This window comes from Ruminococcus flavefaciens, assembly GCF_900108555.1.
In the GTDB taxonomy this organism is placed as follows: domain Bacteria; phylum Bacillota; class Clostridia; order Oscillospirales; family Ruminococcaceae; genus Ruminococcus; species Ruminococcus flavefaciens_P.
This window is the reverse complement of sequence record NZ_FNWV01000001.1, coordinates 303,493-316,829: the sequence shown is the minus strand read 5'-3', so window position 1 is coordinate 316,829 and position 13,337 is coordinate 303,493. Positions and strand designations below refer to the sequence as shown.

Sequence of the window (13,337 nt, the reverse complement as noted above, 5' to 3'; positions counted from 1 at the left end):
TTGACAACTTACAGTAAATATGTTATAATATCAATGAATTAAATATTTATTTTTGTGAATTACTTTAAGGGGGGATAATTCATGAAAGTACTGCTGCAAGGACTTGGTTTTGAGAAGCAAAGCAAGTATGTCCGTGACTATTTTTACAGGACAAATATGCGTGCGAGCATATATATGTCTATGGTAGTCATTGTACTCGAGGTATGGATGATCGTAAGAATGACCAAGACAATATTCGAGAATAATCTTCAGAGCAATTTTAAATATTACTTTGAAAAGTATTACGCCAATTACCTTGTTCTTCTTGCCTCAGGAATAATAATGCTCATTTATGCCATAAGGTATTTAAGGGGCAAAAAGATCGACAAGGGAGTCGGCTTAGTCATAAAATGGGTGTTTACATTCGTATGCATCTATTTCGGAGTAAAGATATCGCTGAATGATTACTCAAAGGGCGAACAGATACTTACTTTTCTTACTATGGAGCTTTTTTCACTGTGTCTCCTTACATGGAAGCCCTATGCCGCTTTTATTATATCAGCATCGTCTTATATGTATTTCTTCTGCAAGATAGATGATATGATAGCTGTTAATACGGGGCAGTTAGGCACAACAGATGCTACACGCATCAATTTCTTTATAATGTGGATATCCACCATGATGGTATGCATAGCAAATTATAACAACACACGTTCACAGGCTCTGAAAGATCAAAATCTTGAAGAGGTCAACACCTATCTTTCAAAGATATCCGTTGAGGACGAGCTTACAGGCATACATAATATGGTGTATTTCCGTACAGAAGCAGAAAAGCTTCTCAATTACGTAACTACTGACAGAGAGAGCATAATTTTCCTTTTCTTTGATATCGAGAACTTCAAGTCATATAACGAGAAGTATGGCTTCCATGAAGGAAATGACCTGCTTAAACGTATTGCCCATATGATAGATGCGGCTTTCAATAATTCTCTTGTTTCAAGATATTCCGATGACCATTTCGTCGTACTCACACGGGTAGACGGAGTACAGAACGTTATCGGCGAGCTTTCGGGAGAGGTAAAAAAGCTGCAAAGAGAGGTACATCTTGAGCTTAAATGCGGTGCTTACAAGCTTATAGGCGATGAGTCTGACGTAAGCCTTGCCTGTGACCGAGCTCGTTTTGCCTGCAACAGTATCAAGAAGCACTATGACAGGACGCTTCGTCTTTATGATAAGTCACTGGAGGATAAGTTCCACCTTAAACAGTATATCGTAAATAATATTGATACAGCTATCCAGAATGGTTATATAAAAGTATATTATCAGCCTATAGTTTCAACGAAAACAGGCTGCATATGCGGACTTGAAGCACTTGCAAGGTGGCAGGATCCGAATTACGGTCTCCTTTCACCCGGTATGTTTATCGAGATACTTGAGGAGTATCGTCAGATATATAAGCTTGATAAGTACATAATCGAGGCGGTATGCAAGGATTACCGTGACTCTGTTGAAAACAACAAGCCATTTGCACCTGTATCGCTTAACTTTTCAAGGCTTGATTTCGAGCTTTGCGATATTGTGGGATACCTGTGCGAAACAGTGGAGAAATACAATGTTCCGAAGAAATTCATAGATGTTGAGATAACAGAAAGTGCTCTTACAGTTCAGCAGGACTTCCTGCCTGATGCTATAAAGAAGCTGAGAGAATTCGGCTATAAGGTATGGCTCGATGATTTCGGAAGCGGTTATTCTTCACTGAACGTTCTGAAGGATTACCATTTTGATGTTCTGAAAATAGATATGAAGTTCCTCTCGGGCTTTAAGAGCAACGAAAAGACAAGACCGATACTCGAAAACATTGTTGAGCTTTCCAAACAGCTCAAAATGATATCACTTACCGAGGGTGTCGAGACTCAGGAACAGTATGAGTTCCTCGGCGATATAGGCTGTGAACGAGTACAGGGTTATCTTTTCAGCAAGCCTGTGCCTTTGGAGCAGCTCAGGGAGCGTATTGCTTCAGGTGAGCTAAATGTATGCAAAGAGGTAAAATCAGCTTGAATAAAGTGCTGATATAAATATTAATATTGATGATCGTGGAATAACATTTCTGTGAAATGTGGTTCCGCGATTTTTTTATCCAGCTCAGGAAGAATATGTGATTTTTACTGCTGATTTTTGACTTTAGGTGGACAAAACACAGATTAGGTTCAATTTGTAACAATATTAGTACCTAAAATACCTAAAAATATCAAAATTATGTTGCATTGCATAAAAAAAGGTGATATAATACAGATCAGGGAGAGGTTCGATCGGGATATTAATTTTAAGGAGGAAATTTTTATGGTGATCAAGAAAGCGAGTTTTGTTGCTGCGGCTGCTATGCTGACTTCTGTTTTGGGAAGTTTTCCGCAATACGACAAAAATGTGTGTGCTGCTGAGAACAGTATGCGCGACATGACGACTATGGAGATAGTCAAGGACATGGGAATAGGTATCAATCTCGGCAATACTATGGAAGCCTGCGGCGACTGGATAGCCGATGTTGATGCACAGTGGGGCGACGGTATCCTTACAGTCAAGGATTATGAAACAGCATGGGGCAGCCCCGTTATCACAAAAGCCATGATACAGGGAATGGCTGACGAGGGCTTCGGAGTCGTTCGTGTGCCTGTGGCGTGGTCGAACCTTATGGGCGATAATTACAAGATCAGCGAGGAACTTGATGCGCGTGTACATGAGATCGTTGACTGGGTAATTGATGCGGATATGTACTGTATCATCAATATCCATTGGGATAACGGCTGGGTGAACAAATTCCCTGATGATAAAGATGAGTGCATGAAGCGTTACAAGGTAATGTGGGAGCAGATATCCGACAGCTTCAAGGATTACGGCGACAAGCTCATGTTTGAGTCACAGAACGAAGAGCTTGGCTGGGAGAGTGTATGGAATCCGTGGGGCAGTACCGACGGAAAGGCTGAGTCCTACGGACTTGTAAACGAGATCAACCAGAAGTTCGTTGATGTTGTGAGAAATTCAGGCGGTAACAATCCTAAGCGTCATCTGCTCATATCAGGTTATAATACAGGCTTTGACCGTACCTGTGATCCTCTTTTCAAAATGCCTGACGATCCCGCAAACCGTATGGCTGTTTCAGTACATTATTATACCCCCGCAGGTTTTGCTATCCTCGAGGATAAGGATGAGTCATGGGCAAAGGCACGTTCCACATGGGGAACAGCCGATGATTTCAAGGAACTCAACGACAATATGGAAATGATGAAAAAAGGCTACATTGACAAGGGGATACCTGTAATAGTCGGCGAATACGGCTGTCCTACAAAGGGTAAAGAAGCCGAGTCCGTAAGACTTTTCCTCAGCTCTGTATGCAGATCAGCATACGAACACGGACTTTGTCCCATACTCTGGTCAACTCCCGACTCTACAGCAGATGACGGAACAGTTACTAAGGGACACTATGACAGAACTAACTGCAAGCTTGTGGATCAGGAACTGAAGAAGCTTTTCAACGAGATATCAGGATCTGAGCCAAAGGAAACTACTGTCACAACAACGACTTCATCTGTTACCACAACTTCAACAACTACTACAACTTCTGCGACCACCACAACAGTTACGGAAACTACAACAACTGTTACTTCAATTGTCACATCTGCAAGTGAGACAGCGACTTCTACAGTTACAAGCACGACCGTTGTACTGCCTGCTGTAACAGTTTGGGGCGATGCTAACTGTGACGGAGATGTAGATATGTCGGATATAGTGCTTATCATGCAGAGCCTTGCAAATCCGAACAAATACGGTCTTGATGGAACAGATGAAAAAGCCATAACAGCGCAAGGTCAGTTAAACGCCGATGTTGACACTGCAAGCAAGGGCATCACATCTAACGATGCTGTACGTATTCAGGAATTCCTTCTCCATAAGATATCATCTCTTGAACCTGTAAAATAACTATAAATACTTCTGCTTTAACGTGATGATCATATAGAAGTTATCGGGGGACTCTTTCTCGTGAAAGGGTCCTCTGTGTTTTTACAGGGACATAACAGTTGAACTGAACGCTTTTGCATATGAACTCACAAAACTGACAAGACTATATCATAGAGGTGATATAATGGTCAGAAAACGCGGAGAGCACGGAGTAATAGTACTTACGGCTGCATTTTTTATCAGCTTCACAGTGATAACCGCAAACTATTACAGACTTGCGCTGGAGCAGAAAAACGTACCTGCCGCTCAGCAGAGCAGGATATTCACATATGAAGTCGGACGGTGTCAGGGAACGATATACGATACAAAAATGCGTCCGCTGACAAATGCGGAAACAAAACTGAAAGCAGTAGCAGTTCCAGATATGACGGACAGGGAAATAACAGCGGAATACGCAGTTGACCGTGACAAATTCTATGAAGAATATGACAAAGGACTGCCTTTCGAGTTTGAGTGTACTTCCTTAGCCTATGAAAGTGACGGATTGACTATATTCAAAGTACCGCAGAGATACAGCGAAAGACAGACTGCAAGACACGTAATAGGCTATCTTTCGGATAATGAGGGAGCTGACGGTGTGGAATATGCATATAATTCTATCCTGAGAGCTGATTATCCAAATAACAGTGTATCATACGAAACTGACGGCTTCGGAAGGATATTGACGGGCAACGGCAAAAGCGTATTCCGTACAAATTCATACAAATGCGGAGTAGTTCTTACTATTGACAAGGATATACAAAAGATATGCGAGGACTGCGGAAAGGGCATAAAGACAGGTGCTATAGTATGTGCTGATATAAAGAGCGGCGATATACTGGCAATGGCGAGCTTCCCGAATTATTCTCCCGAAAAGCTGGACGAAGCAATGGAAAACAAGGACTGTCCGCTAATAAACCGAGCATTGTATTCCTACAGTGTGGGCTCTGTTTTCAAGCTCGTTACAGCAGCAGAAGCCATAGAAGAAGGAGCAGGAGATATTGTGTACGACTGCTGCGGAAGTACGGACGTAGACGGCAGGATATTCAATTGCCATAAGCTTGACGGACACGGCATACAGACAATGAGCGAAGCTCTTACAAATTCCTGCAACACCTATTTTATCGAGCTCAGTCAATGCCTTGACCTTGAAAAGCTGAGAGAAAGAGCCTATTCATTGGGGTTCGGAAGAGAAAACTACCTTTGCACAGGCATGATAGGTTCGGCAGGAGTACTGCCCACGGAAAAGGAGCTGAGCATACCTGCCGAAATGGCTAATTTTTCCTTCGGACAGGGAAAGCTTTCGGCAACTCCGCTCCAGATAACGCAGCTTACCTGTTCCATAGCAAATGGCGGCAAGAAGCCTGTTCTGCGGTTGATAAAGGGCTTGACGGTTGACGGTGAGACAGTAGGCAACGAGAAAAAAACAAGGTATTCTCAGGTCATGAGCGAAGATACTGCGGAGCAGCTGAGAAAGATGATGATACTTGCGGTCAGGGATAATGAGAATTCCAAGGCAAAGACAAAGAAAATGAGTGTGGGTGCTAAAACCTCCACAGCACAGACGGGAAAAACAGATGCAAAAGGCGAGGAGCTATGTCACGCATGGATAACCGGCTTTTTCCCTGCGCGTAAGCCCAAATATGCAGTTACAGTTTTTATTGAAAACGGCGGATACGGAAATGATGCAGCAGCACCTGTATTCCGCATGATAGCCGACAGAATGAGCGAGTTGGATTAAACTTGATCGGAACGATATACGGTTATGAAGCATAGCTTTTTCTTTACAAATCCTGCTCAGGTGTGGTATAATCATTGTAAATGGATACAGTATATTCATTATAATTGATATGAATGTCCACCGAAAGGAGCACGGTACATTATGAAGCGGATATTAAAACGGTTTTCGGCTGCATTTTCGGCAGCTATAATAACGGCAGTTTCAGTTCCTGCCGCAGTATATGCGGAAGCAGGCAAATTAATAAACATCGGTGACTATGGAAAGAAAGGGATATCATCATCTCATACATTTTCGTTCTCCATGCCGCAGCTGCACAGTGTCACAGTAGGTAAATGTTCTGATCTTGTGCCTTGGATAACATATTCACATATAAAAGGTACAGCTTCCGAAACAGAAGCTTCATCACTTCCCGAAGCCTTTGATATGAGAAAGGTCTACAGCATGACATCTGTAAAGGATCAGGGAAACTACGGAACTTGCTGGGCGCACTCGGCTATAGTAAGCGCAGAGACAAGTATGCTCGCATCTGATCCGTTTATCGACCTTTCGGAGATGCACACTTCTTATTACAGCTATTACGGCGACGATCAGATGATGATCAGCAGTAATACCACAAACAGTATACTGTCCGAGGGCGGAAGTCCTCGTATAGTTTCAAATCTGTGGTCGCAGTGGATAGGACCTGTTAACGAAAGTGCGATGCCGTATTCCGATACAGCTGTTTTTGATAATGCTTCAAAGACCGTATTTATGAAGTATCAGTCCGATTATCACATGAAAAACGCCTACAGCTTCGACTTTGATGCGGATAGAAGCAACTTTGATGATGTAAACGCACTTGTAAAGGATTTCGTATATAATGGACAAGCAGTGGATATATCTTATATGTCTGAAAAATCATCGAACTGGAATTCTGAGTATAACACCTCAAATTCCAAAAAGAAACCAAGATTTGCAGATCACGGAGTTGCCATAGTCGGCTGGGACGATAGTGTTTCAGCTGATAAATTCGTGAACGAGCCCGAGGGCGACGGTGCATGGCTCTGCAAGAACAGCTGGGGTACAAAAGACAGTGATGGCGGATATTTCTGGATATCATACTATGACAGAACACTTTGCGATTTTTCCGTTTTTGAACTTGAAAACGCTGACGAACATGAGGTGATTTATCAGCATGACACCTATGTACCGATACAGAATTATTCAGCCTATGATACTGCCGAAGAGGAAGGCCCTTCCTATTTTGCAAATGTTTTCGATGCGATCGGACCTTCACAGATAAGCGCAGTAGGCACGTATATACTCAATCCTGATACCGAGTATGAAATAACGGTATATACCGATATCAAGGACGCTTCCGATCCTGTATCGGGAACGCCTTCATCGGTCACAAAGGGGAAGGCAAAGCTTACAGGCTTCCAGCAGCTGGGACTTGACAAGCCTGTAGTCATTGACAGCACCGAAAAGTTTTCGGTAGTCGTTAAGCTTTACAGCGAGGATACTCCTTTTGTACTTCCGTTCGAGAGCAGTTTTTTTGCCGAGAATGAGGAGAAACAGGAACTGTTCGATATTACAGGTTTTGCCACAGATGCACAGATCGCAGCACATACAGGAGAAGGTGAGAGCTTCATCAGTGCTGACGGAAAAGACTGGGAAGATGTATACAACAGTGTTGAGGTTTACAGCAAAGAAGAAAAGGCACTATTGTTGAAGTCTTTCATCGAGCAGCTGTATGACGGACTTGATGAAGAAGATACTGATCGTCTTGAAGATGCAGGAAAGAAAGAGATATTTTTCAGAAATATTTTTTCCGAATGTGATATCAAAACAAGAATTGGCAATGCCTCATTGAAGGTATACGGAGATCCGATCGGCAAGGTAAGATTTTCTCATGCCGAGGGATATGTGCCGCAGAATGAAAAGATAGAGCTTTCATCGGGATTTGATGACGCTAAGATATACTGGAAAGCAGATGACGGTGAATATAAGGAATACACTTCACCTATAACAATAACTTCACCTGTTACCATATCTGCTTATACAGACCTTACAGGCAGTTACGGCGATACAGTACCAGAAACAAGTCTCTGTGCAGCAGCTGAAAGAAAATTTGAGCCTGCGAAGGCGGTTTTCAACTGGCTTGCATATAATACATCAGCAGCTGAAAGCCTTAAATATGCCGAAAGGATATCCGAAAGCGAGTACAGTATAGATCTTCCCTCGGATAAAGATCATGTATGCCTTTTCCTCGGAACTACGAGCAATGCGGAATACGGCGGAAAGAGCTATGACGGTTACAGCTGGATAGAGAACGTTTCGGCGAAGTACGGCAATACAGATATAAAGCTGAAACTTTCGGGAGATGAAAAGGTCGATAATGAAGTGACCGTACATATAAACAGAAGGATACTCGGCTTTAATGATCTGTCCGAGACTATAAATTTCTCGCTTGCAGATGAGATATATGCTCCTGACGGTACGGAACTGAAGATCAATTCATACGTTGGAAAATACTGCGGACAGGAGCTGCGCGTCATCAAGGACGGTTCGGAGATAAAGGTAAAAGTTCCCGAAAGAAGGATAATGCCAGATATAGCAATAAATTATACGGCAGAAGTGCTCGGACCATTTACCGAGGAAATAATGAACTATATCGAGATATGCGTCGATGCTGATAAGAATGATAATTACTATTCTGCAAGGGGCAGAAAGGTAAGCGGTGACGACTGGATAATGCTTGAGAACGGCTATTATTACCTTTCGGTGATACCGGGTGAGGTGATATCCGTCAAAATAGACGGCGGCGACGGTATGTTCGAGAGTGAGCCCTATCTGTGCAGAGTACCGCAGGCATCTGCTGTAAAGCCTGATAAAAAAATGTTTGACACCAGCGATGCGGCTGTGGTAAAATATAACGGTACTGCGACGATCGAAGCATCACCGCTCATTTACATGAATGATATAATGTACGAAGCAATGGCAGAGGACTACGGTTACAGCAGGGAAAGGTTTACAGAACTCCAGAAGCAGAGGCTTGGTGTCAGCGATGATGATGTAAAGAGCTTTACGGGGAATTCCTTCAAAAGCACTAATGAGCTGCAATACGGCGCTGAATATCTTGTCAGATATCCTGCTACAGGCAGCAGCTTTGCATCTCAGGGTGAAAAGGTCGTGTTCTTCACGAGGGGAGATGTGAACAGAGATCTGAAAGTCGATTCTGTAGACGCATCACTGGTATTAAAGCACTATTCACTTGTATCTGTAGGAAAGGACGGTCTGTTTGACGAGTCTCAGCAGCTTATGGCAGATGTAAATAATGACGGAACTATAACGTCGGTAGACGCTTCACAGATCATGGTGATATACACCAAAGTAATGACCGAATAGGGTGCTGCTTGTTGTATAAAAAATACGAATATATGTTTGACTAAGTTTACTAAAACCGCACAAAAGAACTGTAATATTTTTTATAGTTTAGTCAATAAGTATAAAACCGAGCCTTGTTCTTTGTGTAATAGGTGTTATTTTGCTTTTACCGTTTTGTAACTTTTAGATAGAAATGGTACTATTTGTGTTATAATTGACAAAAAATAGGTGTTGAAAATGTACATGATGTTCAAAAATGATTAAAGAACGATACAAAATATTGACTTTGACCGCAAGATACGGTATATTTGTATATGCAAAAGCAATTGTTGCACAGTGCAGACAAAAACAGTTAGGATCAACTGTTCTGCTGATTTGAAAGCACTGCGGAGCATACAGTGTCCTGTCAGGCTTTTATGACAAAGGTCTGCGGAGTACATTCGTGACTGATGCCGCTTGCGGGCAGTGATGCGAATGATTGCTTAGAAAAATCAAGATCAACATGGACGCAAGTCCTTGTTATAATCAATGAACAGAAGACAGGGTAAACATAACGGCTGCCGGACGCTGCGGTGAGGACAATCATCGGGCAGAACGATTGACCGCGATGCGTACCGCAAAATCAATTCACGAATATTATACACGGTAATGTATAATATACATATTTAAGGAGGAAAAATCTCATGAACACACTTAAGAGAACATTAGCTTTAGTAGCTACACTCGCTATGACAGCTACAGCATTCGCAAGCTGCGGCGATGACAAGAAGGAAGAAAATAAGGCTGAAACAACAACAGCTGCTGCTACAGAGGCAACAACTGCTGCTGACGGCGGTGAAACAACAACAACTGACGGTGGCAACGTTGGCGGAGACCACGTAATCGATCCTTCAGTTAAGCAGGACGGCGATACATTCACAGTTGCTGCTTGGAACGCTGATGACGTACCTTACCTCATCGCACAGTGGAAGGGCCTTTCATATGACACAATCGTTGAAGATCTCGCAAACAACAAGGTTGACGGCGTAAACGCTATCATCTTCGGTGTTGGCGGCGGTGAAGCTTCTGAGCGTTATGATCAGCTCTTCAACGATGGCGGAGACCTCGACGTTTACTTCTGTGAAGCTGACTGGGCACTCAAGTACATCAACGATGATACAAAGACTCTGGATCTTGCTAAGCTCGGTCTCGGCGATGCAGATTTTGCAAATATGTATGATTACACAAACCAGATCGGTCTTACATCAGACGGTGTTCGTAAGGGCGTTTCATGGCAGGCAGCAGCAGGCGGATTTGCTTACAGAGCTGACCTCGCTGAGGAATACCTCGGAGCTAAGACACCTGAAGAGATGCAGGAAAAGGTTAAGGACTGGGATGCTTTCGTAGCAGCTGCTAAGGAAGTTTCTGAGAAGTCAGGTCAGAAGGTTGCTCTTGCTGACTCACTCGGCGGTCTCTGGCAGGCATTTGCTTGTGGACGTACACAGCCATGGGTTAAGGACAACAAGCTCGTTATCGATGACTTCTGCACAAAGTTCGGCGACACAGCTAAGGCACTTTGGGATTGCGGCGGTGTAACAAAGAACAACCAGTGGTCAGATGAAGCTTGGACAGCTGCTGGCGTTTCTGGTAACGTTATGGGTTACTTCGTATCAACATGGGGCTTCGGCGGATTCTTCCTCGATGCTGCAGGCGGCGAAGGCGGTGCTCAGTACGGTAAGTGGAATGTATGTGAAGGACCACAGTCATTCTACTGGGGCGGTACTTGGATCGTTGTAAATCCAAATACAGATAACGGTAAGGAAGCTCAGGAATTCATCCTCTCAGCTACATCAGATGAGGCTCAGATGACAGCTTATGCTAAGAACAAGCCTGAGTATGTAAACAACTCTAAGGTTATGGACGACCTTATCTCAAGCAACACAGTATTCAACGAGAAGATCTCCGGCAACTTCAAGGATGGTCAGAACTACTTCGCTGAGCTTGCTAAGAACGCTAAGTCAATCGACTTCAAGGGACTCATCACACCTTATGATGCAACAGTTAAGGCTGACTTCGTAACAGCTGTTAGAGAAGAATACCTCGAGGGCGGCAAGTCTTGGGACGATGCTATGGATAAGTTCAAGGACAAGGTTGCTGAAGACGTAACAACTCTCGATTGGGATGACTAATTTAAAATAGTCTGAACTATTTACAATGTAATAAATATACCTACGGAATACTTATGTATTCCGTAGGTGTATATTTATTTATACTATTATTCCGAGAGGGTGTGTGTTATGGCGTCAGGCGCGCAGAGACGTATAAAGTCTATTAGCTACGCTAAGTATGGTTATATTTTTATATTACCTTTTTTCCTTGTTTATTTCTTTTTCCAGTTATGGCCGTTGATTAACACCTTTATTGTAAGTTTCCACGGCAATGGTAAGTCCATTCAGGAATGGGTTGGACTTCAAAACTACAAAGACATCTTATTTGGCGGTACTCGTAAAGTCAGAGTTATCCATGAGAGTTTCTTCAATTGTCTGAAGAATACAGTTATACTTTGGGTTGGTAACTTTATTCCTCAGATCGCTCTTTCACTTTCACTGGCTGTATGGTTTACAGAAGCGCAGTTAAAGATACCCGGAAAGGGCTTCTTTAAGATCGTTATGTACCTTCCAAATATCATCACAGCTGCATCAGTTGCTGTACTTTTCCTTCAGCTTTGCGGACAGTCAGAAACAAACCCGGGTGCTATTAACTTACTCCTTAATAAGATGGGTATAGTACACAGAAACCCGATTTCTGAGCACTATGAGTCCATACAGTTTATTGACGGTGTATGGCAGTCACGCGGCGTTGTAATGTTTATCCAGACATGGATGTGGTTCGGTAATACCATGATCATGCTCATGTCAGGTATCCAGGGTATCAACCCTTCACTGTTTGAAGCTGCAAGCATCGATGGTGCAAGCTCCGGACAGGTATTCAGAAAGATCACTCTTCCTCTGTTGACACCTATCATGGCATATACACTTATCACATCTATGATCGGTGGTCTCCAGATGTTTGATATTCCTTTCCTTTACACGAATTCAGTTACTCCAAAGGAACACCTCAGAACTATGGCTGTAATGATCTTCCAGTACTTCCATGCTCAGGCTGATAATAACAAGATGGGCTATGCAGGTGCTGCATCAGTACTCCTCTTCTTCATTACTCTTGCACTCGGACTTATCGCATTCTACATTACTCGTGATAAGGATGAGATCGCTAAGAAGAAGCAGCGTAAAAAGATCGCTCAGCAGGCTAAGAGAGAAAGCAAGCAGTTTGGAGGGATCAGCATATGAGTACAAATATGAAATCAGTTTACGGTAAGGCAAAGGACAACTACAGCTTTAAGATCAAATTAAAGTCAACTATATTGGTCGTTTGGTTCGTTATACTTACTATCATCTGTCTGCTCCCGATATACATACTTATTATAAATGCTACTCGTGAGCATTCTGAGATCGCAAACGGTCTTTCATTCATACCTGGCTCTAACCTGAAGGCAAACTTCCATAAGATCGTAACAGACCAGAACTTCAAGCTCTCATATAACGCTCTTTACGGTTATAAGAACAGCTTGATAATCACTGTTTGTGCTACTTTCCTTACAGTTTTCTTCTCAGCTCTTACAGCTTACGGTATCCATGTATACGATTTCAAACTCAAGGAGATCTCTTACTCAGTTATCCTCCTTGTAATGATGGTACCTATGCAGGTAACATCAGCAGGTTTCGTATCATTCATGTCTGATATGCATCTTACAAATACATACTGGCCGCTCATTATTCCTGCTATTGCAGCACCTGCGGTCGTATACTTCATGCGTTCCTACATGAAGTCGTCATTCCCGCTGGACATTGTTGAAGCAGCTCGAATTGACGGATGCAGCGAGTTCAGAACATTCTTATCAATTGCAATCCCTATGATGAAGCCGGCTATAGCTGTACAGGCTATCTTCGCTTTCATCGCAAGCTGGAACAACTTCTACACACCTAACATGATCCTTATCAATGTTAAGCTCAGCAAGAAGACACTTCCAATGATGGTTGCCGCTCTTCAGTCATCAGATAAGTTCAATGACTATGGTGCTATCTATCTTGCAATTGCACTTTCAATTATTCCTATCATTATTGCATACGTACTTCTCTCAAGATTCATCATTGCCGGTGTAGCTCTTGGTGGCGTAAAGGAATAATAATAAAAATCACAGCACACTTCGGTGTGCTGT

At 42.8% G+C, this 13,337-nt stretch carries 7 protein-coding genes; all 7 read left to right on the top strand.

Annotated elements, in window-relative coordinates; genetic code table 11:
- Positions 1–81 precede the first annotated feature (81 nt).
- The 7 genes from BLW60_RS01340 to BLW60_RS01310 all read left to right on the top strand — a co-directional run bounded on the left by BLW60_RS01340 (position 82) and on the right by BLW60_RS01310 (position 13,304).
- On the top strand, positions 82–2,037 hold the full coding sequence (locus tag BLW60_RS01340; RefSeq protein ID WP_074714110.1) for a GGDEF domain-containing phosphodiesterase: 1,956 nt from the start codon (positions 82–84) through the stop codon (positions 2,035–2,037).
- Positions 2,038–2,319: 282 nt separating this feature from the next.
- Entirely contained in the window at positions 2,320–3,954 is a 1,635-nt protein-coding gene (locus BLW60_RS01335) for a cellulase family glycosylhydrolase (protein WP_074714109.1), read from the top strand.
- A gap of 163 nt (positions 3,955–4,117) precedes the next feature.
- Positions 4,118–5,713: a peptidoglycan D,D-transpeptidase FtsI family protein gene (locus tag BLW60_RS01330; protein WP_074714108.1), complete on the top strand. Its 1,596-nt coding sequence runs from the start codon at positions 4,118–4,120 to the stop codon at positions 5,711–5,713.
- 141 nt (positions 5,714–5,854) lie between these two features.
- Positions 5,855–9,100: a lectin like domain-containing protein gene (locus tag BLW60_RS01325; protein ID WP_074714107.1), complete on the top strand. Its 3,246-nt coding sequence runs from the start codon at positions 5,855–5,857 to the stop codon at positions 9,098–9,100.
- A gap of 662 nt (positions 9,101–9,762) precedes the next feature.
- Positions 9,763–11,247 carry an ABC transporter substrate-binding protein gene (locus tag BLW60_RS01320; RefSeq protein WP_074714106.1) on the top strand — a complete coding sequence of 495 codons (1,485 nt, stop codon included), beginning with the start codon at positions 9,763–9,765 and terminating at the stop codon, positions 11,245–11,247.
- A gap of 216 nt (positions 11,248–11,463) precedes the next feature.
- Positions 11,464–12,408: a carbohydrate ABC transporter permease gene (locus tag BLW60_RS01315; RefSeq protein ID WP_242872803.1), complete on the top strand. Its 945-nt coding sequence runs from the start codon at positions 11,464–11,466 to the stop codon at positions 12,406–12,408.
- Positions 12,405–13,304 (top strand): carbohydrate ABC transporter permease, encoded by a 900-nt coding sequence (locus BLW60_RS01310; RefSeq protein ID WP_081348067.1) that lies wholly within the window; start codon positions 12,405–12,407, stop codon positions 13,302–13,304. Before BLW60_RS01315 ends, BLW60_RS01310 begins: the two co-directional genes overlap by 4 nt.
- The last annotated feature ends 33 nt before the right edge of the window (positions 13,305–13,337 follow it).

Excerpts from the sequence above, each read along its gene's own strand:
- BLW60_RS01340 (WP_074714110.1), top strand. The coding sequence starts at position 82 with ATGAAAGTACTGCTGCAAGGACTTGGTTTTGAGAAGCAAAGCAAGTAT.
- BLW60_RS01335 (WP_074714109.1), top strand. The coding sequence starts at position 2,320 with ATGGTGATCAAGAAAGCGAGTTTTGTTGCTGCGGCTGCTATGCTGACT.
- BLW60_RS01330 (WP_074714108.1), top strand. The coding sequence starts at position 4,118 with ATGGTCAGAAAACGCGGAGAGCACGGAGTAATAGTACTTACGGCTGCA.
- BLW60_RS01325 (WP_074714107.1), top strand. The coding sequence starts at position 5,855 with ATGAAGCGGATATTAAAACGGTTTTCGGCTGCATTTTCGGCAGCTATA.
- BLW60_RS01320 (WP_074714106.1), top strand. The coding sequence starts at position 9,763 with ATGAACACACTTAAGAGAACATTAGCTTTAGTAGCTACACTCGCTATG.
- BLW60_RS01310 (WP_081348067.1), top strand. The coding sequence starts at position 12,405 with ATGAGTACAAATATGAAATCAGTTTACGGTAAGGCAAAGGACAACTAC.